Here is a 26,080-nt window from a genome sequence, read left to right as displayed (position 1 = left end):
CTGCTGAGGACAGGATAACCGATCCCATGTTCTTCATCTCGTATAATATGGCATCCTGTATTTTCATGCACTTATTCTCATTGAAAAGGTCTATCAGGAACATGCTATAATCTACCACGCAATTAGCATTCAGTAAGATTTAAAAAAGTCGGAATGCATACATCATTAGTAATACAGCAAAGTCTGTTGCTGCATTACTACCTTCATGTTACAGATTTAGGATGGCTTCAACTACTCTCACTCATTGTACGGTGAACTTAAAGTAGTTGCATTATTGAACCCAAGTAGTTGCATTCCTCTTTTTTGAACTGTCCGTTGAATCACAATCATCGGTTTCGGCTTTGTTCTGCAGATAATCAAACAACGACTTCAGCGCCGATAATTTACGGTTAATCGTATGCCTGGAGTTGTTCAACTGATATTCCAGAAAAGACAGGAAATTCTCGATCTCCCGGACAGTCAATTTCTCCAACGTCTCTAAACTGATATCTTTACGGCTATCAGCCGCGTATTTTTCCGATATCAGCCAATCAAAAAAATGATGTAGTCATGGCAATAATTCAAGAGCGTCGTGTGTGATAACTTTCGTTTACGACTGTCTATGTATTCCGTAACGTACCAAGGGAGATCAGCTAATTTCTCATCAATCCGGATCATATAATGCTTTGATTTGTCTCACGTTATGGGGTCAGCCCCTTATGCAGAACGGGGGCTTTTTTCTTTGAAATAGATGTAAAAGTGGATCGTTTGATCCTTTGTCTCCGCATGGCAGCGGAAGCCTTGCCGTTCCAAAACCGTTTTGACGATCGCAAGCCCGAGACCTGTTCCCGACTCTTCTTTATGCCGCGAGCTTTCCACTACGAAAAAAGGCTCCCACAGCCGGGATGCATCGACGATCTCTCTCGAAAGGCGGTTGCTCATATGTAGCACAATTTCGGCATCCTGCTTCGCGAAAACCACGTCAATCCGTTCGCCCGCCGCATATTTCACCGCATTGCCGAGCAGGTTATGAAACACCATCTGGATTTTGTCCCGATCCGCTTCGATCACCGGATTTCCCGGCAGCTCATCGCGAATAACTAGCTGCAAATGTCTGGACTCCAGCTCGATGCCGAATTTTTTGGCACATTCCTGGAACAAATCTTTCACGGCAACATACTTAAGTTCGAGCTCGTCCCTTTCGATTTTCGCAAAATTCAAAAACTCGTCAATGAGCCTCGCCATATTCTCGTTCTGGCGCAAAATCGTAGCCGCATAACTGCCATCATCAAGCCCGTCCTGTATCCCTTCGGCATAAGCCTGAATGAGCGAAACCGGCGTTTTCAACTCATGCGTCATATCCGACATAAACCGCTTCAGGCTCACGTTTTTCCTAGATAAATCGGCATGCGCAGCGCTCAGCTTGTCACTCATGACGTTGATACTCTCCGCTAGCTCCTCGATCTCATCCCGGGTATCGACCCGTGCTTTTCGGAAACGGAGCTCCGATATGTCCTTCGCCACCTGCCCCAGTTCTTTCAGCGGTTTGGTCATCCGGTATGACAAAATCCAGACCACCGACACGATGATCAGCATTGAACAAAGCGCCAGGATCAAAATGAATTCGTTGATCATCCGGACCGTATCGCTGATATAGGCCATCGAAAGCCCGATCAGGACGATAGTTTCTCCTTTCGGGATAAAACTTGCGTAAAAGCTGGATTTGAGCTTGCCCTGATCGTATATTTTATTGACCCGGGCGCCTGCTTTAACCTTCTGCAGCGATTCATCCGTAATCCAGAACTTGTTCAGGGTCACCCTCTTTGTCGCGAGCTGCTGTTTGAGCGATTCATTCAGGTCATTTTCCCCCTTCAGCAAATCGTCATAAACGATCGTCACGCGGTATTGCTGCTCAAGCAGCGGGATCCCATCGGTCCATTTCGCTTCCGAAAGCCCGGAGATCGTATTTACGGCTTCCCTTAGTTGTTCTTTCGTTTTGTAAATATAGTATTTCGGCATAAACAGGTTCGCCAGCAGCACGAACATGACGAAAATGAACAGGACGGCGACCGAGATGCTTATAAACAGCTTGCGCCCCAGCTTATTCATCGCCGGCCTCCACGCTGTAGCCAAGCCCCCGGTGCGTTTTGATCATGTCTTCGCCTACCTTCTCTCGCAGTCTGCGGACATGTGTATCTACCGTTCTTGCATCGCCGAAATAATCGAGTCCCCACACCAAGTCCAGCAGCTGCTGTCGCGACAGGATCTGGCCTTTATGGCGGACAAAGGAGCGCACAAGATCAAATTCCGTTTTTGTTAACTGCAAATCTACGCCGTCTTTATATACTTTATTGCCTTCCGGATCGATTCGAAGCGATTGATAGCGCAGCCCCTTTTCGTCGCCCAGTAACTTTTTGGCCCGAAGAACGAGAATCTTCGGGTGAAACGGCTTGCGGATATATTCGTCCGCACCGATGCTGAGCGCCTTCAGCTCATCTTCTTCTTCGCTTTTTGCTGTTAAAATCAGCACTTTTTTGTCCGAACGCGCTTTAATTTCCCGGCATACTTCAATCCCGTTTTGCTTCGGCATCATCCAATCCAGGATGGCAAGATCGACTTTCTCGCGGTAAAAAACATCCAATGCTTCTTCGCCGTTTTCAGCCGTAAACACCTCGTATCCTTCCTTTTTGAAATATGCCATTAAAATCCGCAGCATATCCTGTTCATCGTCCGCAATTAATATCCGCATAGCAAGCTCCTTTTCGAGCGACTGCTCTTTCTGTTCATATTATATTGGGTAATCGAAAGGGAGGATTCCTATCATACCCAAACCTAGAAAACCCGCCAACTTCCTATGGTTCTTTGGAATTACCGTGATGTCATTCCTAATGGTTGCATCCATTTTTTTATTATGCAAGATATATGGAACCCAATCTACTCCGTTTTGAAAAGTTGGTATCAACGTATCGTCCGTTACACCCGATTTGGACATCCGCATTATTCAAATTAGTGATCTTTACCTAGGCGAGTTCTATTCGCTGAATAACTCCAGAGCCTTGTGGCCAGCATAAACAACCTTAAGCCCGATCTTGTCGTATTTACGCGACCTATCCATTGACATAAACAGCTCTAAGTATTGACATAAACATAGTTTTATCAGTTTAAATTTATCATTTCGTCTTATTCTTATCCATGTTGTTTACCGAGTCTCATCATCTGTAAGATGAGTATAAATCATTGTTATCTGTATAGTGAATATCCTAATTGATTCTTAAGTCTTGGTTAAGGGTAGCATCTGAAAATATTTCATCGTATTGAATTCGATTACACTTCTATTACGTTTGTGTAAGAATACTTTATAGGCAAGCTCATGAAATTTTCTGAGCTCAGACCGACTTGGTTTTAAAGAAACTGTAACTCATAGTAAAATTCAAATGACATTTTTACAGCCCCATTAACCAAGGATTCATTTTAAAAACTGCCAAGAGCGTTATTATAAGCCCAAATAAGAAGGATCAGGACGAGCAGAGCGTAAGCAACAAGTAATACTTTAGAAAAAACCTCAATCCCCTGTCCCCTCCTTCTGTTTATTAACCGCCATCTCAAAGAGTGCCATTACCTTGTCAACGGCCCCCTCCATCTTGCTAGACTTCATCGCGTCCACATACGATTTCTGATTACTGTAAGTAACATCCACTGCTTTCAGTAAGGTTTCTTTTGTTAGATCAGCTTCATATAATACCTCTGCATAACCCACGTCCTTAAAGTATCCCGCATTTAATGTTTGTCCTGTTCGGGTTCCTCCGATGGCATGTGGAATCAATAGCATCGGCTTTCGCAGAAGCAGCAATTCATGGATCGCATTCGAACCCGCTCTTGACACGACTATATCGGCCATCGCCATCAAATCAGGAAACTCTTCACGAGCATACTCGAACTGTTTATAACCAGCATAGCGACCAAAAGAAAGATCTATCTTCCCGATTCCGCAAATATGGACGACTTGATAACCCTTTAACAATTCCGGGAGTGCTTCCCTGACAATGCGGTTGATTCGCTCTGCTCCTTGGCTGCCTCCCATGATCAGAAGAATGTGCTTTTCATCGTTAAATCCGCAGAGCCCGATGCCGCGTGCGCGACTGCCCAGCTTCAGTTCCTCCCTGACGATCGGACCGACGTGTACCATTTTCCCGTCAACATTCCGGTCTAAAGCAATAGATTTACTTAAGGTCGTACACATTACTTGCGCAAATTTGCGCGATATCCGATTCGCAAGCCCGGGGTGGAGATCAGGCTCAAAAATAATTACCGGAACTCCGTTCAAGGCGGTACCTACCACGACGGGAACCGCGACGAAGCCGCCCAAGGAAAACACAACACCTGGCTTGATCCGAAAAAGGAGTAGAAACGCCTGTACAATACCTAGCAAAAGATTAAAAAAATCCGTTACGTTCGCCCATGCCCAATATCGTCTTAGCTTCCCCGTACTAACCGGGTAATAACGAACGTTCTTAAATCCAGCAACTAGTTCGCGCTCAATACCGCGCTTGGAGCCAATGTAGTGGATATCCCAGCCTTCATCTAACAAGCGAGAAATAAGCACAAGATTAGCTGTTACATGGCCGGCAGATCCGCCACCCGTTAACACAATTCTCCGTTGCATCCCACAAGCCCCCCTCTCCGAAGCAGTTGTCCGATCTCTTCGAATGACATCATACAATCCTCCGAATGATAACCTCGACGGGTATCGCCTATTTGAATTTCATTCGCCCCCAATGAGACATTTGAGTCTTCGGGCATAATCATAAAGTATTGATCATGAATATCATTCACCCGACTGCTCTCCGATTCTGTAATCAATGTCTCATGAAGCTTCTCTCCCGAACGAATGCCTACGTAACGAATTTTGGTGTGCTTTGAATTAGAGTGATTAATCAACACCTGTGCAAGATCCGTTATTCTACAGGCTGCCATTTTCGCAACGAATACTTCGCCTCCGAGGCTGTTCTTTATCGATGTCAGCAAGATTAGAACGGCGTCCTCCAAAGTGAGAAAGAAACGCGTCATTCCCGGATCTGTTACACTGAGATCTCTCTTCTCTTTTAGTTGCTGTTTGAATAAAGGCACTACGCTTCCAGTCGTTCCGAGAACATTGCCGCTTCTAAAACATGCAAACTTTGTAGCCGATCTTCCATTAGCGTATATGATAAGCTTTTCCCCTATTGCTTTCGTCATACCATAGGTGTTTGTAGGGTTGGCTGCTTTATCAGTTGAAACATACATCACTTTCCGCACGCCGTTTTCAATTGCCGCATCGATCAGATTTTGCGTTCCAATTATGTTTGTTTTGAGCGCACTCTCGGGCTGATCCTCACAGATCGGAACATGCTTAAGCGCCGCCAGGTGATAAACCTCGTCTACACCGCTGCACGCCATGGCCAATTCCGCTTTATCCCGAATATCGCCAATTATGAATTTTAATTTGGGATCCTCAATCTTGTGGCGCATTTGAACTTGCAGCGACTCGTTCCGGGAGAATATCCGAATCTCCTTCGGTTGTTTTTTCAGCAGCTGCCTGACCAGTTCCATTCCCCAAGAACCAGTGCCGCCTGTAATTAATATTGTTTTATTTGTCATCTTGTCACCCTCCATTACTTGCTCCTATCTGACACCACTATCTTGAGTTCCTTATGTTACACCAGTGTGACAATCTAAAATGATCAAATAAAAACTCCAACTCCCAGCAATGTCACCTTCTTACGCTCGATGCAGGCTCACTTTTTTCTTTCTTAAGTGTGGTCATCCCCGATAGGTCTTCTCCATCGATTTTTTGTAAGTAAGAATTTTGGTCTTGTAACACTGGTGTAACAAAACGTCACTATGATTACACATGCATTCCTGAATTGATTCCAATGTGGCAAGTACTAACTGTAGAATCATTCTATCTTAAGGAATGAATAACTCATATTTGGAGGTATGCACATGAAAAAGACATTATTAACCGTACTATCAATCGCGACGGCGTTCAGTTTATTCGCCGGAAGCAGTCAGACTCTGGCCGCAAAGGCCGGGACAGGACAAGCAGTGAAGAGTAAGAGCACCGCACCTGTTGTGTATCATGATTTCAAATATAAGGTGGATCCGACCACCTTCGATATCGTGATCGAAAGAGGAGGTGTAAAGGAACATATATCTGTGCCGTTGAAGCCCCGGGCCGTACGTAATGTGAAGAAGACGGCGGATCGGATCGAATGGACGTACCCGGAAGACAAAGTAAAAGTGATTGTTCAGAAAAAGAATTATAAATATTTAGATATTCGCATTCAGTCGATTGGAGCGGAACGATTTGCTTGGCCAACCGTGCAGGCCGACAATTATATGCTTCCACTCGGGGAAGGAAAACGGATTCCCGCCAACGATACGAATTGGAAGCAATTTCTGAAGGGGGAAAAGATGACATGGAGCGAATCGTTCTCAATGAACTTCATGGCCTTGAACAAAAAGCATTACTCTCTTCTCTATATCGTGGAAAATCCGTTCAACAATGAAGTATCGTTCCAGACTGAGCAGAAGATCGGCATGACATTCGAACACGAATTTCCATCTATCAATCCGAAGAAGGAGTATGGCTTCCGGCTGTACATAACAGACAATGATCCCGTGGCAATCGCGAAGCAGTACAAAGAATATGTAAAGGAGCATCAAGGCTTTAAGACATTGGCGGACAAAGCGAAGGATAATCCGGAAATCAAGAAGCTATTCGGAGCGCCGCATATATATATGTGGAACAGCCAAGTGCTTGAGGCAGGAAATATTCGTTGGCAAAAGATAAAGAATAAGCTGAATGAGCCCATCTGGTCCTGGATCGCGGAGCTTGCTGACCGTTACGCTGGAGGTGAAGCCGAACAACTGAACAGTGTATTGAGGGAAATGAAGCAGCAGCAATTCGTAAACAACTACCAAAAGCGAATTATTGTAGAAACTCTTAACCAAGTATTGAAGCTGAAGCAGCTCTACCGTGCAGATTATTTCCCTGCACTTGATGATGCTGCCAAACAAACTGTAGCTGGCGGTACGGAGAAGTTAAGTGAGCAGAAGCTCTACGAGCTGAATAAAAACCTGCTCAAGAGCGTTTTTCAGGACGCTATCGATGATCCTGAGGAATGGGGACGCGACCAGTCTACTGTTTTGGAGGAAATGCGTCAGCTCGGTATAGAGAAGGCATGGATTGGCCTACCGAACTGGTTGAATGGGCTGATGAATCCTGCTTTCGTCACGAAGGCGAACCAGCAGGGGTACTTAATCGGGCCATATGATTCTTACCACTCTATTCAGAAGAAAGAGGATAAGGAGTGGAACACGGCATTTTTCCCGGATCCGACACTGTATGAACAAGCAACGATCTCGAATAAGAAAGGAGTGAAAATCGGCGGCTTCCTCGATCGGGGGCGGAAATTGAATCCTACCCTTTCTCTTCCAAGCGTGAAACAGCGTGTTGAGGATATTATGCAGGACGGCATCCGTTACAACTCCTGGTTCATCGATTGCGATGCAACTGGAGAGGTTTACGATGACTATACACCAGGCCATGTCACGACACAGGAGCAAGATGAGGCAGCACGTTTGAATCGAATGGACTATATCGCGAAAGAGAAGCATATGGTCATCGGTTCGGAAGGTGGTCACGACTTCGCGAGCAGCACGATCGCTTTTGCCCATGGCATTGAGACACCAGTGATCAAATGGAACGATAAAGATATGCGCGAAAACAAGGAAAGTCCTTACTATGTTGGCGGGTATGGCGCTGCCCAAGGGAGCATACCTGAACGATATGTGAAGCAGGTGCCGGTGAAAGAGTTGTATCAGCATGTGTACCTCGATCCTGCCTACTCACTGCCGCTGTTCAAGCTGGTATACAACAATTCAGTCATTACGACGCATCACTGGGAATGGGGTAGCCTGAAGATTAAAGATGAAGTTGGCTCACGTATGCTCTACGAGCTACTATATAATGTCCCACCGCTTTACCATTTGGATAGTCAGGAATGGGATAGCCACAAGGAACTGATATCTTCCTACTTGAAAGTTTGGTCGCCTTTCCACGCCAAAGCCGTAGCAAAGGAAATGACGGGATTTAAGGTACTGACACCGGATCGGCTTGTACAATCCGCAGAGTACGGTCCAAACTTGAAGGTCGTTGTGAACTTCTCTAATAAAGACCTGAAGCATGGACATGACATTTTAAAGGCAAAGTCTGCTGTAATCTATGACGGAAAGAAGCGCATTACGTTTAACGGGAACATGTAAGCTCGATCGCATTAGGTGCACTATGTTTCACCAACACTTTATCCGCTGCAAATAGACATGCACCGCAACTCGCTCTGATGCTAGCTTTTGACACCATTTTATCGTTACTTGCCTACGGAAACCTATGATATTATTCATCGCCTGTCATCCTCCTTATATTGGATGACAGGCTATTCTTTTCCATGTAAACAGACGCTCTCTTGTTCTTGTCCCTCGATACTTAACTCCTTGGTACTAGCAGGGACATTTGTTCATGAATAAATTTATCTGGGATCGAGAGCATGGCGAATTTGGACTTCTGGATCAACGAGGTCGTCAAAATGAGTATATAAACCAAGATCGGTATGTTCAAAAGCTAAAACGGGAAAATGAGATGCTAAAAAAGTGTTTAGAAATGAGAACAGATAGATCGTGATAAAGAAGCAAAATTCCTAATTAAGAAGGTATACGAGCGCTATTACGGGGTCTATGGGTACCGCCAGTTTCAGCTATTTTTACTGCAAGATCATGGTATGGATAAATCATAAGAAGGTGTTACGACTTATGCAGGCCCTAGGCATTCGTTCACAGATCCGTCGAATGCATTGCTGTAACTACATGCCTTCGTCAAGGGAGAGCTTCTTCTCACATCTCAAAACGGATGGGCTTAACATATCCGAAATTTAGACGAGGACAAAGAAGAATTGAACAAAATATCCAATTTTTCAACCAAAATCGTCCTCAGCGAAAATTACAAAAACTGACGTCGGTTCAGTACCGACGCCAGTTTGCTGCCTAGGTGTTTTTTTCATTGTCCACTAAATGGGGTCTTGACCGTCCCAGCAATTTTCCGTTTTGGTTATTTTTCTTTTATGTTTACCACAACTGTGTCACCGCGGTACTGGAATGAGGGTAAATATTGAAATTTCCGGGGGATTTCCCAGCCTGATTTTATAGCGTGTGGTGCCTATGCCCCGGTTGACATATAACCGGGTTCCCCTTTCTGAGCCGGATAGGCCGTACATCCCGCTTATATAGTTGTCTGCCAGCGAAGTTCTAATCAAAGTACCGAGAACGGGCAAATTCACTTGACCTCCATGACTGTGGCCGGACAGGATCAAATCAAGCGGATAGTCCAGCAAGCGGTCCGCCACATCAGGCTCATGAACAAGCAGCATATTAAAATGATTCTCATTCAAGCTGGATAATGTACCTCCGGCATCTGGCCGGCCCAGAAGATAATCATCCAGACCAGCAATGGTAATCGTCTCTCCGCTGCAGAGCATTATGTCTGCCGTATCGTTAACAAGTACGTGAAACCCTGCCTTTTTCATATATTCCTGATACACGCGACTGCCCCCGCCTCCGCGGTCGTGATTGCCATAAACGGCATATTTGCCTAGCGGCGCCTCGATTTCGGACAAAATATCCGGGACTTCCTCTATGCTCGCCGAACTACGCCATACCGAATCAAATAGGTCCCCTGTAAAAACGACCATGTCTGGCTCCTCCCCATTTAATCGCTGAACGAGTTGGCGCAGCTGGAAGTTCGAATATCCCTCGCCAAGATGGGTATCGCTGAACTGAGCGATTTTGATCTCCTGGAAGGATTCCGGTAGAGCAGGCGATTCCACCGCATGGTAGGTCACCGTCAATCGGGTAGGCTCTATTTGCGTCGCATAATAATAAGTTCCAGCAGCCAGCAGCAGCATCCCGATCATGATCAAAAATAGAACACGGAGACGGCTGAGTGGCTTGCCCATTCTCGCTGTAGCAGCTTCTGCCTGTACTCCGTCGAGATCTAGCATAGTCAATTCAGCATCTTCCTCTCCTCTTATCCCAGTAATCGGTATCCAACATACATCAGCAGCACAACGACCATGAAAAATAGGAGAAGCAGTAAGCTTGGAAGTTTATGGATCATCAGTTTCATCCTTCCTAGTGGCGATGCCTACATCTTAAATCCACTGTGTTACACCAATGTGACAGCAACAAAAAAGCCAATAAAACAGCCGTATGACTGTCCTATTGACTCTAGTCGATTGATCTCATTTTTGCTCTACCCTTTCATACGTCATACGATCGGTTACCAGCGAAAATGCATTTTCAAGAATTTTATATTCCTCGGTGGTGATAATACCCCTTTTTTCGCCTGATCGCAATTTGGTCAACATGTATATTACTGTTTGGACCTATTATTTCACTTGAACCGATACTAAATTTTCTGGGTATTCTTCCTTTCATAAGAAAGTCTTTCAAAGCGTCCTCTCTATAGTCTCCAATTATTCCTTGATGTTTCATCTGAGAGGAAATTTTAAATTCTGACATCAACTTATTTGCAATTTCTTTAAAAATGAATTTCATATCCATAAAGCTCCTCCAGACTGGTACCACTCTTTATCATTTAGGTTATTTATTTCTTTTACAAACCCTTCGGTGCCTACTCTTACTAATTTCATTATAACAAAAAAACAACTCATTCTAATTTGAGTTGTTTTGGTTTACGAAAGTATTTTTAATCCTCCTATATGAAATAAAAAGCAGCGTACAAAACCTGTACGCTGCTGGTTTTATCAACTTACATCGAATTCAAGGCATGTAAGAGATATTCCTTCCGATTTAATGGATTATGGTCGTATCGTGTACATAATGGCACTTCACCATTGAAAGGCTGATAACCATGAAATTCTGATAGAAATACACCTTCACCTTGGGTCCAACCCGGAAGCTGGTTCTCGAATGGCTGAATGTTCTTAATCGGGATCATGCCATGTATCATGAATACCTGGTCATTCTGGATCGGATCCTGATAGGTTGAAGACGCTTGAGTTAGTTTAAATAAAACCCTGCTTAGAGAATCAACAGGGATCTCTAATTCGAACCGATGAATGGGTTCATAAATTTGGGTGGTTGCTTCAGCTAGTGCTCTCATTAACACAAGAGGCGTTAACTTCCGAAAATCGCCAGCCGTACTAACTGCACTTGTATAGGCGGTATCAGTAAGTGTCACGATTAGATCGCGAACTTCCCAGCCATATAGTCCTTGCTTAAGCGTCTCATAGACGGTTTCTTCAATCGCCTTATGAAACGATAAAGGCAGGGAGCCTAGCTCTACTTCTAGATGATATTCGATGCCGGTTGGGCGAGGGTTCGGATCAATTCGAAAGCCTACGGTAGCGTAAAATGGGTTTCCCTTCTCTCCCATTCTTTCAACTGCTGTCCCTGTAAAGATAGGCTTTTCAATATAAATAGGCTGCGTCCCATGAAATTCAATATCGATTTGAGCGTCTTCTTTCAGTTGATCCCGAATCACTTCTTGTTGAATTTCACCATAAAGATGAATGGATAGCTCTCTTTGAAGAGGATGCTGTTTGATCTGAATAAATGGATCCTGTTCAGCTAATCTTTTCAATGCTCTGTATAAATGAATCGTTTCATTTTCGTTACACGCTTTGATCGTTGTTACTAAACTAGGCGGCGAGAATAGAGTTTTAGTCGTTTCATTGGAAGGAATACCGATGTCATCGCCAACCTGGCACTCTATTAACCCCATAATCTTTACGATATCTCCACTTACAGCACTTGTTCCATTTGTTGTTTTTCCAGAGAAGAAGTGCTGCAACCCCGTCACCTTGTTGGTAAATTTCATTAGTTCCCCTGCTTGATTAGTCCGATAATAGGAAAGACTCTCCCGCATTTTGATTTCACCAGTGAAAACTCGTACGTAAGCGATCTTTTCGTCGTTCTTTCCACGCTCAATTTTAAAAATTTTCCCTTTTATAGGAGAAGTATCTTCATAATGAACGGAAGGAAGGCAGTTCTGTATGGCTGTAATCAAATGGGTGATGCCCTCACCGGTAATTGCTGAACCAAATAGCACCGGATAAAGCTGTGCTCGCTTAAACTGTTCTAGAAACTCCGATTCAAAGTCAGCGGGGGCTAAGTCTTTAGCATTGTAAAGATATTTTTCAAGAAAGTGTTCATTATTATCAGCTAAACGATTTGCCAGCGCCTCCATAAATTTCTGATTGATTTCCGTGAACAATTCCGATCGGGCTGCTGATGTGCCGATATTAGCAACAAAGCCCATTGCTAGAGCATGAGGTGTCAATTTATCATGGATCTCAGTTAGTAACGATTCGTACCTAGCACCCACCCGATCAATTTTATTGACAAAAAAGATTGTGGGGATTTCCATTTTAGCAAGTGTCTTCATCAAAACTCGTGTCTGAGGTTGAACACCTTCGACAGATGAAATGACAAGGATAACTCCATCTAGTACTTGTAAAGCCCGTTCAACCTCAGAGATGAATTCGGGGTGACCTGGTGTATCAATCAAATTCACTTTCACATTATCAACCGTAAAGGAAACGACAGCAGTTTGAATGGTAATTCCTCGTTGTCGTTCGATTTCCATAGAATCTGTTTGCGTATTTCCTTTATCGACACTTCCGATTTCAGATATGATGCCAGTTTCAAAAAGTATTCTTTCAGTTAAACTCGTCTTTCCTGCGTCTACATGCGCAAGAATCCCTATATTTATTTTTTTCAATCGTTATCATCCTTTTCATTGTCATATTATTCTCCTTTTTTATGGTCATAGTATTTTTCCGCATACTATTCACGCTCCTTATTTGTAATACTCTTATTATACTAAAAGCTTAGGGTTGATAAATAATAATTATGGAAAAGGAAGTTCCTATATTCTCTCTGTGATTATAGAGGATAATTGGAAATTCATATTAAAAAAATATGAAATTATTATGTTTTAGGTTTTTTGGTACCCTAAAAAAAGTCCTCAACTTAGTGAATATTGTTTTGTGTAATGGAATTTCAAGGGGAATTGTTATCTCGCATTTCTGGAACTTCTTATTAGTAGCTGGTTTTTTAGTTATCTTATTGCCATTTTTAATTTCTTAATCAAACTATCCGAAAGCTTCAGTAAAAAATTAAGTGCATATATTTCAATCTTCCGATGCGTAAATTCGGTTAGATGCAGATAGTTATATGACTTATAAGCACAAGAATAATAAAACAGAAAAACGTGTCACCCATCTTAGTGACACGTCAGTATTACTATGCCTTTAGCAATTCAGGATTTTGAGATTGTGTTTGAATAGCAGTTGTAACTGGTCGGCGTTCTTGTTCATATTGTTCAAATGCCTCAGTAATCGTCTCACAGGAAGCTAATGCATCAGCGATTGCTTCAGCATCTTGAATAGCAGAGTTTGCACCTTGACCTAGCGTTGGCAACATTGCATGTGCTGAATCACCAAGTAATGTAATACGGCTTGTACTCCATTTCTCAAGTGGTTGTCTAAAATATAACGCGCGAGACATTACTGGATATTCTAATGAATCAAATAATCGCACAAATCCTTCTTCAAAATGTCCTACGTGTGATAGAATTAGCTCTTTATCTACAGGTTTTGACCATGATGCATCTTGCGTCGGATAGACCATATCTAATGCAACACCATTGGCGACTGGAATAAGGAACGCAATTATATCACCCTCTTGGTACATTACAACACGTTTTTCTTCCACCAGATGTTTGGTTTCCTCATAACTGAAAATAGTACGAATTGAATGGGCCCCACAAAAGATCGGTTCATCATTACTAAAGATTTTACGTGTATTTGAGTGAATACCGTCCGCTGCAATCACTACATCTGCCTGTACAACTTTCCCATTTGTAAACCGAATCTCTACATGATCTTCATGCTCAATCATAGACTCACATTTATGATCTAAGTGAATATATTCACTTGATAACGGTGTTAATAGGGTATCTAATAAATGTGCACGATGGATAACACGTGGCTTGTACCCTTCTAAACTATCTAAAGTCAATAAATCTAATCCACTTTTCGGGCCATCTGCTATTAATTCACCTTTTGCTGTTAACATATCAAGTTTTTCAACAGTTTTCCCTTTTTCTTCACATAACTCACCTAAACCCCATTTATATAATAAATGTTGCGTTGGTGGATGTATAACAATTCCAGCACCTACTTCAGTTAACTCTGGTGCTTGCTCATATATATGCGCTTGAATACCACGTTTGTGTAACGCTGTTGCTGTTGCTGCTCCGCCAAGCCCACCGCCAATAATAACTACCTTTAAATCATCCTTCATATTAGCTACACTCCCTTAAAATATACTTAACAGCCTGTTTTATACACGTGTATATTTTTTTGTGCTGCTGTAGTTTATATGATATAGTGTATAACTTATATAGGCAACGAACAGTATTTCGAAAATGTCGATTAACTAGACACGAAGGAGATTTTGCTGAATGGATAACAAAAAGAAAGAAGACTTACGCGTCATGAGAACTAGAAAACTCTTAGTTCAATCATTATTTACTTTACTAGAACGTCATTCATTTCATACTATTTCTGTAAAGGAAATTTGTGAAGAAGCTATGGTTCATCGCACAACGTTTTATACGCATTTTGATGATAAATATGATTTATTGGCTTATGGATTACAAAATATAGCCAAGGAATTTCAATTTATTGAGGGTAATATTCGTGAAAACCAGATTAAATTATTCAATATGTCATTGAAGTATAAAGCACTATTTTCACAATTGTTAACAGAAGAAAAAGATTCTTTAAGGTACATCATTATGAAAGAGATGAATAACGGGGTTAAAAAAGTTATTCAAGATGAAAATAGTAATCAAATCCTATCATTCTCTTCAGAGATCGCTTTAGCTGCCTTTTCCGGTGCATCATTAGGCGTACTCAATTGGTGGGTGAATGAAGGAAGTAATATTAGTGAGCAAGAAGCAAATGAGGAAATGAAAAAAATATTTAATTGGGATTATATAGAAAAAACTTTAAAATGAACTTATTCAAATAAGTAATCCGATTTACTAATCTCATTAATACGAAAAACACTTTTATCTTCAATACAAGTATTAAATATAATGATTGAGTCTGCTTTTCCTTATGCAGCTGAGGCCATGCCAAATGGAACGATTAAACTTTATCGATATTTGGATGATGTACGGAAAGTATCCACGGCCTTAACAGGGAATGGTTTGGTTATTGAGCAATTTACTACGATGGGGGACGATTTGGAAAGCTACTTTACTAAGCTCGTGGGAGGTGCCAGTCATAAGTAATCTCATCCTCTCCGAATGGTTCAAGTTAATGCATAATAAAACTACGTCATCCATAGAATTTATGGCCTTAAATAGTTGTGTCTCCAACACAGGAAAATCCCCATAATTCCAGAGAATAAATATATTATCTTCATTGACTTGCCCATATTGTTTAAAGAGAATGCTCTTCATATCAACTACATTTCCTACTACCTTCTTTGAGCTTACTTTCTCCCAATCTATCCTCGACCACGAAGTAACCGGATAGGATTCATCCAGTAAATTGTAAGCTTCTTGGCTCTTTTCTTCTGACAAGATAATAGTTCCGGGACCTAAAGCATAAATACATTCCTCAAACAATGCACCGTACGCTCTTCTTTGTTTAGACTTCTGTTTGTGTAGTAATTGTTCTGATCTTAACCTTCTATCTCGATTCACGTTTTCACCAATCCTAAACCGACGTCTTATTATATTAAATCCATTTCTTTAAGGTGTCATTATTAGCGGAAACTACCCGTTAGCTTAACAGGTTTACGATATTGATTAACATTAGATACTCGTCTATCGGCTAAGTGTACAAGTTCTTGTCATTATCGGCAAAGTACCCAAGTTCATGCCCGCCGTTAAATACATTAATGACTATTTTTTTGTGCATATGTTTTTAAAGGATCGGATCTTCGTATTCAGCCATTAAGTACGCTCGAGTCTCTAAGGTGCTCGGTTTTTCTTCAATGCCTTCGTCCTGAATCATTTTTTCGTATAGCTGCCTTGCTTCGGCTAGAGTACATCCGGTTTTCTCTTGCACATATTTACAGACATGGAGCAAATAGTTCTTTTGTAAATATTCCAAAACCTCAGCAGAATCAACCGTAACGCCATTTATTTCATAACGCATATCATGAACTCCTTAATCTGACTTTAATTTTTTTATCAATTAATCCCGGTAAGTTGTCACTTGGGCACAACTCTTTCCCTTTAGCATCATATTCCCTACAATGTAGTCACTTTTGTGTCATTAGACATATTTCTAATATTTTACCTACAACTCACCGGCAACTATGAATTGCTTCATTTTCTCAATAATATCGAAATGATCATGACATTCTGGTTTCCTAACTCCGGATGAGCATCTTTATAGGTTTTCAGAACCTCCTCAGCGAATATATAAGCTTTTCGGTCCCCTATCATTTTAACATCAAATTCTATATCATTTTCTTTCACCTGCATATATAAGGAACTCGTTGAAGTACCTAACCGTTTTTTCAGACACCTCTCCCTTCTACCCCAATAGCCGGTCATACAATCGTTTCCCACTTTCTTCGGCATTTTTTTGCACAACAAGCGCTGCGTGCTGGTGCCCCACTTAAACATATTTCATCATTAAAGACAATTACTTGAAGCAGACTCTCGATAAAGATCAGGATGTTGGTGATTATGTTGATTTATAAGAACTCTCAAATTAGATTTAATGGATGCAATGGGCTACCAAATGCCGAACGTAAATTTCTCCACGAGCCCCCCCTCCTCCTTTGTGATATTCATGGAGTTCGAACAACAACAAAGAAGCCATCCCCACAAGGGTATGGCTTCTTTGTTGTGTAGGTAGGAGTGAACTTCGCGCTCATTCAGGACAACGCACTCGCTTCTGTTCGAGCTTTGAAGTTGAGTTGATGTCGAATCTGAATTCGGGCATTTTCATCGCTTAGTAATAGCGAGACGGCTTGCTCTCCAATTGCAGTCTGATGATAATCCACACTTGGGAAACCTAATATTTCACTTAATGGCGTATTTTCCTCGCCAATAATCTCGAAATCTTGCGGGTAACTGTAGCCGTGCGTCTGGGCGGAAGCTATAATTCCTGCAGCGACTTCATCGCCATTCGTAAAAATCGCATCCGGAACGATCGAATTTTGAAACATGAGGTCGCCAACTCTTTTCCCATCTTGATAGTCGAAGCACTGGTCGAAGAACTGACTTTCATACGCTTCGGTGATGGTTTCTTGATACGCCTGAATACGTAATCGCGTGCTAGGACTCGATTGAAAATCTCTTCCCGATGTGAAATGTATACGCTTATAGCCTTTGTTCTTCAAATAAGTGAAGACTTCGATATACGCTGCAAATCGATCTGGGAACACAGACGGGACAAGCTCGACGGGGCAAGCGTCACAGCATACGATTTTCCCCCACTCGGACAAGGCTAAGATCTGCTCAGGATGAAGTGTATGCGAAGTGAGTAGGATTCCATCAATCATTTTCTTTTTCAATAACGTAAGATAGCTACTCTCTATGACGTTCTCATAATACGAAGGCAGCAAGAGAACTTGATAATGCAACTCATGCGCTTTCTTCAGAATGCCGTTAATGAGTTCATCATAACAAGAGTTATTGTTATACGGCACAATGACACCAATGGTATTTGTCTTTCCTTTGCTTAACTTCACCGCGTTGCCATTCACCGAATAATTCAATTCCTTCATAACCGCCATAACCTTTTCTTGCTTGTCCTTGGCGACATGAGGATACTCATTGAGAACGCGGGATACGGTTGCAATCGAGACACCTGCCATTCTAGCGACATCTTTGATATTCGCCATAAGGATCCCCCTTTTTTTCTGCATAATCGGAATCATTGTAACATGCCGATTTCTTTTTTAGAAATATGGTTTTGAATGCTTGACTTGAAACGCATTTCATTCTTTACAATGAAAATATTAGCAGGATGATCCCTATTTCTAGAAGGAGGTTAAGGCATGAGAACCTTTGCGATCGCTTCGTATTCATTGTATTTTCTAGCAGGACTTGTCATTACAACGATCGGTTCTGTGATGCCGCAATTGCTCGCTCACTATGAGCAGTCTTATACGGTTGGCGGGCAGATGGTATTCGTGAGTGCAGTCGGCTTTATTGCGGGCGTGCCAATTTCGGCATGGCTCATGAAAGTATTGAAGAAGGAAAAATACGTACTCGCTCTCTCTGCGATCGTCATTGCGATTGCGCAGTTCAGTGTATGGTCACTTCCGCCGTTCGGCTGGGTTGTTGCATTAAATTTCTTGAATAGTGTCGGTGCAGCAGCAATCGAGTGCGTTGTTGCGACATTGATGATGGAAATATTCGTGGGCCGTCGAGCTGTGGTGATGAGTAATCTCGAGGTTTCGTTCGGGATCGGTGCGCTCTGTATGCCGCTCATCGCTAGTGTATTGATTGCGAATCAGGTTTGGCGGTATTCCTTCCTCGTGACGGCATGTCTTGGAATCATTATGGCGGTCATATGGTGCTTCATATCTTTTGCCAAGGAGGAAACGGAAGGCGCGAAATCTTTGGATGCCAGCATTACACCGCCGCCGATGTTCAAGACCAAGCAGATGAAGCGTTATATTCTCTTCGCATTCGTCTTCTTGATTTTCATTTACAGCGGGATTGAGGGGAGTCTGAATCATTTCATGTCCTCTATCTTCCTGAATCATTTAGAGGTTACCCCTTACTACGCCTCGTTGAGTATTAGTTTGTTCTGGACAGCGATGGTGATTGGCAGGGCTGCTACAGGTTGGATTATTCGAAAAGTAAATTATGCGAGTTATTTGCGCTGGAGTATGTTCGGCACGCTCGTGGTGATCGTCATGTTTGCGTTATGGAGGGATGCTGTCGTCGGCTTTATCCTGATCATCATGATGGGGTTAACGATGTCTGGTGTGTATTCGATCACGATGGTGTATGCGAATCATACGTTCCCCGGCATGACGCGTCTCGTGACCAGTCTGGTTACAGCTTTTGCCGGGTTCGGAGCCGCGGTCTTCCCTGCACTGATTGGATATTCGATGGACCATTCAGGCACGGTGTCTGCGCTGTGGTATATCGCTAGTTTTGCGGCGATCTATTTGATCATACTGCTGCTAGGTATCGGAAGATTCTACCGTAATCAAGCGGACGTTACCTTAAATTAATGAATAAGGGGAGAACTTGAACATGGATGTACAAATCATTGCCGTAGACATGGATGGCACGTTTCTGAATGACCGCAAGGACTATAATCGAGATCGCTTTCTGGATCAGTATGCGCAGATGAAAAGAAAAGGCATTAGGTTTGTTGTGGCTAGCGGGAATCAATATTACCAGCTGCGGTCGTTTTTTCCTGAAATTGAGCATGAGATTGCTTTTGTTGCGGAGAATGGCGCTTATATTATAGACGGGAAAGAGGAAGTGTTCACAGGTCGAATGTCTGATGAGACAATTGCGAAGACGCTGGAGCTTCTGAATCACTATCCTTCCTCGAACATTGCATTATGCGGCAAACAAAGTGCTTACATGCGGCATGATGAATCAGATGACTATTATAACTATTCGAAACAATACTACCATCGATTAAAGAGAGTAGAGAATCTAACGACTATTGAGGACCAATTATTTAAATTTGCCCTTCGTTTTCCACTTGAAGATCTGGATCAAGCACTTGTGAACTTGAAGCTTGAGTTAGGGGAGGAAGTTACGGCCGTATCGTGCGGTCATGGGGATGTGGATATTATTGTAACGGGCATTCACAAGGCGCATGGAATTCAGCTTCTTCAGCAAAGATGGCAGATTACGGACGATAAGACGGCGGCTTTTGGTGATAGTGGCAATGATGTCGAAATGCTAAGGCATGTACATTATAGCTATGCGATGGAACATGCGAGTGAACTCGTAAAGAGGACGGCGAAATATCAGATCGGTTCGAATAATGCCGAAGCTGTGCTGGATGCGATAGACCTACTATTAGAATAAATAAAAGAAGCCATTCCGATTATGGTTAAGACCCCATTTATTGGACACTGAAAAAAAGACCCTAAGCTGCAAGCTGGTGTCGGTACTCAACCGGCGTCAGCTTCTTTAATTTCCTTTTTGATGCAAAATGACACAACAACGGACTTCAATTCCGGTGTTGTGCCAATAATCCCCGCACGATCTCAACTACCAAATCGGGCTCGTCATGCATAATCATATGGCCGCTGTTCTGAGCTATAATTAGTTCGCTGTCGGTGGATATGTCCAACAAGCCCTTTTGCTGCTCCTGCCAAATATCTTCCAGCTGGCGGCTGCTCTCTGCCGACATACCAAATGCGGTGGCGTCGTTCGGAATGGCGTGAGTGACGATTCTGACGGGAAGAGATCCGAGCTGTTGATCGCGGATAGCCTCTTCCACCTCGGTCATGTGCCTGTCTTCTTCTTCCGCCGTCTCCAAGTAAGCTGACGCTGCGTCTACATTGACATAGAGCGCCCTCTCCTCAGCCGGAAATTGAGCTAATAAGGAATTCTGGAACAGCCGCATAGCGCCCGACGCTTTTAATAACTTCATCAAGGCCGTAGGCGGCATTCCCGTCTTATCCAGATCCAGTCCTTCCTGCTCAAAAATAGCATCCGTTGCCTGCGAGAATTGATCCGGTCGCGCATCCAGCAGCACCAATCCGGCGACTTCATCCCTATACTGCTGCGCGAACAGTCGGGAATACATGCCACCCTGGGAATTGAGTATTCATTTGGATCCCTATAGTTAGTAGGGTTGGTGTTCATCGATCTTTATACGCGTCTATGTTCATTACTATAACATCGTTAATAAGTGTTGCTTTTATACATAATTCTTACCAATGGCTAGAAATAAGCGCACTAATTAGTGGTATTTCAGTTAGTTCTATTTCTTCAATGACAAGCACTTTTTTATCTCGTCATGTCGAAAGAGGTGGACGAATCTTCACCAAAAAACAACTAGTCGTAATTATATTTATCGTTTTTTTCTTATTAATCGCATTTCTTTTGGCAATGAGCATAGTAAACCTACAGTTGTTAATTTTAGTCTATAGTGGATGCTTGATAAGCATACTTTTCGCCATAAGAAAAATTCCACGTATTTTAAAAATCGAAGATATGCCTTCTATTTCTATCACGTGGTCAGTTGTAAGGTTTTTATTTCTTTCTATACTTGTCATTCTAATACGTTCGAGCCGTAATATAACCGATGATCACATCATAATTTTATTTTCTTATCCTGGCTATAATACTTATTGGCTCCATGTTTGTCACATTGTTAAGGAGTGATTTTCCCCAAAGACTTTCTTCTTCAGTGACAACAAAACTAAAAGCCCAATCATTTTTTATTGGCTTTGGAAATGGTTATTTATTCTTAATCGGGTTGTTTTTTAGTTATGCATTTTATAATATGTTTACCAGCGTCATTGTTGTAGTTGGTTCATATTTTATTGGGGTTTTAATAACCATGTTAAGTGATAAACTAATTAAGGAAAGTAATAGATTATTTGTTTTTCTATTAGGAACATTTTTAATGTTTTTCGGCTTTTATTCACCAATCTTCATTATTCTTAGTGTAATAATTGGCAGCTATACACTAAACTTGATTTCTTCTCAAAATAATATGAACGTATATACCCATAATCTTTCACACAGAGAATTTTCATTACTTCTTAACACGGCCTGGAGATCGACTGGAAATCTGTGCTTACAATTCTTTTTGTTTATAATCATTGTGACAGTAGGAATCTGTTATAACATTGAATGGTCTGAACTTTTCCTAACCGTTTCAGGAAAAAATAAGTTACAGATTGCTGGTTTGACAGAACTGTCATTAATGTCTATTTTAGCATTCTGTTGTTGGTTGGTAATGACAAGTTTAGCTTTTTGGGTTATTAAGAGATCTATCCCTAACGAAACATAACATAGACAAATAACCTTGAAAAATATAAACGTACCGATAAAGGGATTATTCCTTAACCGGTTCGTTTGCATTTGTGGGTGGTTTACCGTTTTATTCTACCTCGACCATTCGCTGAAAAGTTTCCTCCCTTCCTCTCTGGTTATTTTTAGTTCATAATTCCGTGGCTCACAATCTCTACCGTTACTTTAGAATCAAACTCCACCTTTGGGTAATCCTCTATCCAATTCAGATTTTCCCATGTATCCGGATAGTAAGCCATTACTCTTCGACCAATCCCAAACCCGTCAAAATTTGCCTGCTGCATTTTTTTCGTAATAGCTTGAGCTCTTCTCGTCAGTTCTTCCGAAAGTTTCTTGTTTAACTCTCCTAAAACTCGCCGATCGTTTAAATGATCCTTCGGATATTCAATGGCAGTCACTTTTAAATTCAAATCCAGCGTCACATGAATATTTCGGTAGCCATTAACGTTTACTTTCATCTTCCGTTTTAATCTTTGAATGTTCATCGCGATATATTTTTCCTGTTCTCTATTTCCTTCCTCATTTATTTTAAGCGTCAAGCTTCCAGCCTTAGCTAATTTATCATTCATCAGCAAGTACAAAAATGAATCTTCTGACTTTAACGTATCTTTCATGATATCCCCACTAAAAAGTGCTATCCCGTAAACCGAAGGTTTTGTCTCACTTTTAGAAATATACGGAACAGCAAAATCATCACCTGGATCCAGCATGCTCGGACAGATAAGTTGAAGGTCAACCGCTGGAACTATCGTTCTATTCTCCGCACTTTGGATCAGCTTGCTGAAATGCTCACTGATTAGTTTTGTGCCTGATAATTTCATGTTGATGGCATCTTTAGATGTACCCTCAACGACAGCAATCTTCGCATTCAGAGCGCTACTAGGGTCACGGTAGAATACATCGAGAATCGGATAAATACCTTGTCTCGCCAAAGCCTCTCCGATTAGAATGACACGCATCTTGGAAGCAGAAAATCTACCGGGTACTTCACGGTCAATAATATCCCGGTTATGTCTGCTTGTATTTCCACTCACCGTATGAATTTCGCTATACTTCTTCGTTCCGCTTTCCGAACCGCTCACATCAAGTATCGCAGTTGTCGTCTGAATCTTCCCATCCGAACTCAAATCAAGGCCCACAATAAATGCTAGTCTTTCGTCCTTCAGGAGTTTCTGGTCCCAACAACCCGATAGCAGCGATGCCATGAAGCAGACTGCAAATATGGTTATACCCAATCTCACCCCGTACTCCCCCTAGCTTCCTTTACCTTGAACAGAACGGAAATCATGAATAGAACGAATGGGATCCCAAATACAATCACATAATTAGCGATAGATAAAAATTTTCCTAATATATCAATCAAGACTGGATCTTGTAAGATCAGGGCAATAACAAATACAAGGGCCACCGTGTGAGGAACTGCTTTCCGATGACTACTCTTCGCCTTAAAGAGATTAGCGATCCCCCTGGAAGCCATGAACATATAACCCATTAATGAAGTGGCCGCCACAACCGCCCATAGGGAGAGAAAATATAGGTCTGCCCGTTCAAACACACTGAAGGATAACGCTTTAACCATGTAAATCAAAGGTTGAGGAAGCAGTTCCATCTCCGGTGGACTGAATACGATAAGACTGGTAAAGACCGCAAAGGTATACAACACAGTGGCGAAGATATTCGCTAAGGTTGCTGCTTTGAATTTCCCAGCGCTACCTCCTTCCACGAAGGGATAACAAATCAAAAGAATCTCATACCCCGAAAAAGAGGACATGCTTTCGTGTGCGCCTTTCGTTATATTCCATATACCTGCTTGTCCCACTGGCAATACATATAGAAAGTTAACATTGAGATACGCATACGCTGCAATGATGATCACCGCAATGTTGCAGAAGAAGACGAGAACAAAAAAACGGGCAATCGTTTGAAGGCTCTCTCGAACCAGATAAAAACAAACGCCCGTCATCATGCCTATGATGATCCATCTGGGCGTATCGATTAATACCCAGTCTTTTAGCGTTCTGCAAAATGTAATAATGATAAAGCTGGACACCAACATAAAATAAGCTACATATACGAATTGAATAAATTTACCTGTATATTTTCCCAATAGAGTAGGCAAATAATCATACAGTGTAAACGAAGGAAACCTTCTGCTTAAACACCACATAACGACAATAAACAATTGAGCCAGCAAACCCGCCAACAGCACGGATATCCATCCATCCCCTTTTGCTACTTCATGCACCCTGCTTGTCAGCCCTAGCAGCCCGACACCAATTTGAGTCTGGATAATCAAAAATACAAGCTGCCCTGACGTAACTTGATCCTTGTTATTAGCCATCTTTCTGCTGCTCCTCCCCCGAAGATCGCTGTTGATCTAGTCTTTGTGGAGCTGGATCATTCGAACGCTGCTTCAACATCCATTGAGGTAACCGGATGATCGTATCCTTCCAATCCTTCCATCGAAACGGCGCTGCAGGGGAAAAATAGGGCGTCCCAAACGATTCTAATTTACATAAATGGATTACAATAATCATCAAGCTGTAGACAATCCCGAAAAACCCGAATAGCGATGCGGCAACCATGACAGGGAAGCGCAGCATTCGAACCGAAGCACTCATCTCATGAGAAGGTACCACGAAAGAAGCAATTGCCGTTAAGGCGACAACAATGATCATGGCGTTCGATACCATACCTACTTTAACAACCGAATCTCCGATGACGAGACCGCCGACGATCCCAATCGTTTGTCCTACCGGCCCAGGGAGGCGAATGCCAGCTTCGCGAAGCAATTCAATCGTCAGCTCCATGAACAGCGCCTCAAGGATCGGTGGGTACGGAATGTGCTCAACGCTGCTTTTGACCGGCATCAGCAAATCCTGTGGAATTACTTCGTAATGAAAAGACACCACCGCAATATAATAAGCCGGAAGACCGATAGCGATGATAAAACTGAATACCCGTATGAATCGGATAAACGACGCTTGCAGAGAACGGAAACTATAATCGTCCGGTGATTGATAAAAGGCAAAGAAGGTCACAGGCATAATTAAGGCCGTAGGACTGCCTTCAGCTAGCAGCGCGACTCGACCTTCCAGTAAATTCGCTACGACTCGGTCGGGTCTCTCCGTATGCAGCAGCTGCGGAAAGGGTGAGAAAGATTTGTCTTCAATATATTCTTCGATAAATTCAGAAGATGTGATATTATCCGCGTCAATATTGCGTATCCTTTGATCAACTTCCTCGATGAGCTTGGGATTGGCCAGGTTCTGTAAATAGACAATCACCACTTCACTCTTTGTTTCATTTCCAAGTTTATAGCGTTTCACAACCAAATTTCGATTCTCGATATGTTTACGAACAAGTTGTAGATTTATAAGGACATTCTCTACAAAACCTTCGTGTGAGCCCTCCACAACTTTCTCGTTGTTCGGTTCGGTGATACTTCGAACATGACTCGATCTCACCTCAATAACAAAGCATTCTTCCATACCCTCAATAAATAGCACTGCATATCCATTAACTAATAAATCAATCACTTTCTCAAGATCACCATGCTTGTCGGCACGCATCGCAATTAATATTTCTTCTAAATCTCCATCTCTTCTTTGCAAAATCGGTTTTATTATTTCCTCACGAATTTTACTCTGGTCACACATGGTGTACATAAAGAGGAACTCGCTCGTATGTCCTGGAATTGATACCGTTTCGCGTGCTAAATCATCTGTATGAAACAGCGCATCTTTCAAATATTGAATATTCTCCTGCACTGTTGGAAATACCGGTTGGGGTGATAACGCGGACTTTTTCGACATAGGTTTGCTTTTTCTTCGATTGTTATTAAACATTGTTTTAAAAAAGCCCATAACCCTGCCTCCTTGTCATCATATGATAGCTAAATTATATGTTCCCCCCAAAAACAGGTAAATATTCTTTAGTTTGGGATTTACATCTATTCGGATAGCTTCTTGCCGAAGA

20 protein-coding genes are annotated in these 26,080 nt (G+C 42.2%); 4 read left to right on the top strand and 16 right to left on the bottom strand.

Translation table 11 applies throughout. The features are described from left to right. Positions 1 to 271: 271 nt before the first annotated feature. The 5 genes from MNQ98_RS29870 to MNQ98_RS13675 form a co-directional block, all read right to left on the bottom strand. The gene (locus tag MNQ98_RS29870; RefSeq protein WP_481856750.1) at positions 272 to 472 is read right to left on the bottom strand and encodes a site-specific integrase; all 201 of its coding nucleotides are present in this window, start codon (positions 470 to 472) and stop codon (positions 272 to 274) included. 224 nt (positions 473 to 696) lie between these two features. Then, positions 697 to 2,088: a HAMP domain-containing sensor histidine kinase gene (locus MNQ98_RS13690; protein WP_241933658.1), complete on the bottom strand. Its 1,392-nt coding sequence runs from the start codon at positions 2,086 to 2,088 to the stop codon at positions 697 to 699. Next, positions 2,081 to 2,728 carry a response regulator transcription factor gene (locus tag MNQ98_RS13685; protein ID WP_241933657.1) on the bottom strand — a complete coding sequence of 216 codons (648 nt, stop codon included), beginning with the start codon at positions 2,726 to 2,728 and terminating at the stop codon, positions 2,081 to 2,083. The genes MNQ98_RS13690 and MNQ98_RS13685 overlap by 8 nt, the downstream gene beginning before the upstream one ends. Positions 2,729 to 3,541: 813 nt before the next feature. Then, entirely contained in the window at positions 3,542 to 4,642 is a 1,101-nt protein-coding gene (locus MNQ98_RS13680) for an undecaprenyldiphospho-muramoylpentapeptide beta-N-acetylglucosaminyltransferase (protein ID WP_241933656.1), read from the bottom strand. Continuing rightward, on the bottom strand, positions 4,621 to 5,616 hold the full coding sequence (locus MNQ98_RS13675; RefSeq protein ID WP_241933655.1) for a polysaccharide biosynthesis protein: 996 nt from the start codon (positions 5,614 to 5,616) through the stop codon (positions 4,621 to 4,623). Before MNQ98_RS13675 ends, MNQ98_RS13680 begins: the two co-directional genes overlap by 22 nt. Before the next feature lie 345 nt (positions 5,617 to 5,961). Here MNQ98_RS13675 and MNQ98_RS13670 point away from each other — a divergent pair, with 345 nt between their 5' ends. Beyond that, the gene (locus MNQ98_RS13670; RefSeq protein ID WP_241933654.1) at positions 5,962 to 8,286 is read left to right on the top strand and encodes a glycoside hydrolase; all 2,325 of its coding nucleotides are present in this window, start codon (positions 5,962 to 5,964) and stop codon (positions 8,284 to 8,286) included. A gap of 869 nt (positions 8,287 to 9,155) precedes the next feature. On the opposite strand, the gene MNQ98_RS13665 is transcribed toward MNQ98_RS13670, so the two are convergent. The 4 genes from MNQ98_RS13665 to MNQ98_RS13650 all read right to left on the bottom strand — a co-directional run bounded on the left by MNQ98_RS13665 (position 9,156) and on the right by MNQ98_RS13650 (position 14,403). Then, a complete protein-coding gene (locus tag MNQ98_RS13665) occupies positions 9,156 to 10,073 on the bottom strand; it encodes a metallophosphoesterase (protein WP_241933924.1) in 918 nt (305 codons plus the stop codon). A gap of 307 nt (positions 10,074 to 10,380) precedes the next feature. Next, complete coding sequence (locus tag MNQ98_RS13660) at positions 10,381 to 10,635, bottom strand: DUF6602 domain-containing protein (RefSeq protein ID WP_241933653.1); 255 nt, start codon at positions 10,633 to 10,635, stop codon at positions 10,381 to 10,383. Positions 10,636 to 10,843: 208 nt separating this feature from the next. After that, positions 10,844 to 12,817: an elongation factor G gene (locus MNQ98_RS13655; RefSeq protein WP_241933652.1), complete on the bottom strand. Its 1,974-nt coding sequence runs from the start codon at positions 12,815 to 12,817 to the stop codon at positions 10,844 to 10,846. A 524-nt stretch (positions 12,818 to 13,341) separates the two neighbouring features. Then, positions 13,342 to 14,403, bottom strand: a complete 1,062-nt coding sequence (locus MNQ98_RS13650; RefSeq protein ID WP_241933651.1) for an FAD-dependent oxidoreductase — start codon at positions 14,401 to 14,403, stop codon at positions 13,342 to 13,344. A gap of 160 nt (positions 14,404 to 14,563) precedes the next feature. Here MNQ98_RS13650 and MNQ98_RS29620 point away from each other — a divergent pair, with 160 nt between their 5' ends. Then, on the top strand, positions 14,564 to 15,121 hold the full coding sequence (locus MNQ98_RS29620; protein ID WP_277883743.1) for a TetR/AcrR family transcriptional regulator: 558 nt from the start codon (positions 14,564 to 14,566) through the stop codon (positions 15,119 to 15,121). A 180-nt stretch (positions 15,122 to 15,301) separates the two neighbouring features. Here the strand turns inward: MNQ98_RS29620 and MNQ98_RS29715 are convergent, their stop codons facing one another. The 3 genes from MNQ98_RS29715 to MNQ98_RS13625 form a co-directional block, all read right to left on the bottom strand. Beyond that, positions 15,302 to 15,817: a CDI toxin immunity protein gene (locus MNQ98_RS29715; RefSeq protein WP_347272254.1), complete on the bottom strand. Its 516-nt coding sequence runs from the start codon at positions 15,815 to 15,817 to the stop codon at positions 15,302 to 15,304. Between the two features lie 223 nt (positions 15,818 to 16,040). Beyond that, positions 16,041 to 16,274, bottom strand: a complete 234-nt coding sequence (locus MNQ98_RS13630; protein ID WP_241933650.1) for a hypothetical protein — start codon at positions 16,272 to 16,274, stop codon at positions 16,041 to 16,043. 730 nt (positions 16,275 to 17,004) lie between these two features. Continuing rightward, positions 17,005 to 17,976 carry a LacI family DNA-binding transcriptional regulator gene (locus tag MNQ98_RS13625; RefSeq protein WP_241933649.1) on the bottom strand — a complete coding sequence of 324 codons (972 nt, stop codon included), beginning with the start codon at positions 17,974 to 17,976 and terminating at the stop codon, positions 17,005 to 17,007. A 156-nt stretch (positions 17,977 to 18,132) separates the two neighbouring features. Between MNQ98_RS13625 and MNQ98_RS13620 the strand changes: the two genes are divergently transcribed. Together MNQ98_RS13620 and MNQ98_RS13615 are read left to right on the top strand one after the other, a co-directional pair. Further along, positions 18,133 to 19,323: an MFS transporter gene (locus MNQ98_RS13620; protein ID WP_241933648.1), complete on the top strand. Its 1,191-nt coding sequence runs from the start codon at positions 18,133 to 18,135 to the stop codon at positions 19,321 to 19,323. Positions 19,324 to 19,345: 22 nt separating this feature from the next. Further along, the gene (locus MNQ98_RS13615) at positions 19,346 to 20,140 is read left to right on the top strand and encodes a Cof-type HAD-IIB family hydrolase (RefSeq protein ID WP_241933647.1); all 795 of its coding nucleotides are present in this window, start codon (positions 19,346 to 19,348) and stop codon (positions 20,138 to 20,140) included. A gap of 145 nt (positions 20,141 to 20,285) precedes the next feature. Here the strand turns inward: MNQ98_RS13615 and MNQ98_RS13610 are convergent, their stop codons facing one another. The 4 genes from MNQ98_RS13610 to MNQ98_RS13595 form a co-directional block, all read right to left on the bottom strand. After that, complete coding sequence (locus MNQ98_RS13610; protein WP_241933646.1) at positions 20,286 to 20,867, bottom strand: alpha/beta fold hydrolase; 582 nt, start codon at positions 20,865 to 20,867, stop codon at positions 20,286 to 20,288. A 1,360-nt stretch (positions 20,868 to 22,227) separates the two neighbouring features. Continuing rightward, positions 22,228 to 23,343, bottom strand: coding sequence for a Ger(x)C family spore germination protein (locus MNQ98_RS13605; protein ID WP_241933645.1), 1,116 nt, complete (start codon positions 23,341 to 23,343; stop codon positions 22,228 to 22,230). Continuing rightward, positions 23,340 to 24,443 carry a GerAB/ArcD/ProY family transporter gene (locus tag MNQ98_RS13600; protein WP_241933644.1) on the bottom strand — a complete coding sequence of 368 codons (1,104 nt, stop codon included), beginning with the start codon at positions 24,441 to 24,443 and terminating at the stop codon, positions 23,340 to 23,342. Before MNQ98_RS13600 ends, MNQ98_RS13605 begins: the two co-directional genes overlap by 4 nt. After that, positions 24,436 to 25,968, bottom strand: a complete 1,533-nt coding sequence (locus MNQ98_RS13595; protein ID WP_241933643.1) for a spore germination protein — start codon at positions 25,966 to 25,968, stop codon at positions 24,436 to 24,438. The genes MNQ98_RS13600 and MNQ98_RS13595 overlap by 8 nt, the downstream gene beginning before the upstream one ends. Between the last annotated feature and the right edge of the window lie 112 nt (positions 25,969 to 26,080).

Source organism: Paenibacillus sp. N3/727 (assembly GCF_022637315.1).
In the GTDB taxonomy this organism is placed as follows: Bacteria; Bacillota; Bacilli; order Paenibacillales; family Paenibacillaceae; genus Paenibacillus_AQ; species Paenibacillus_AQ uliginis.
Note: the sequence above shows the minus strand (reverse complement) of the source record. Positions and strands in the feature narration are given on the sequence as shown.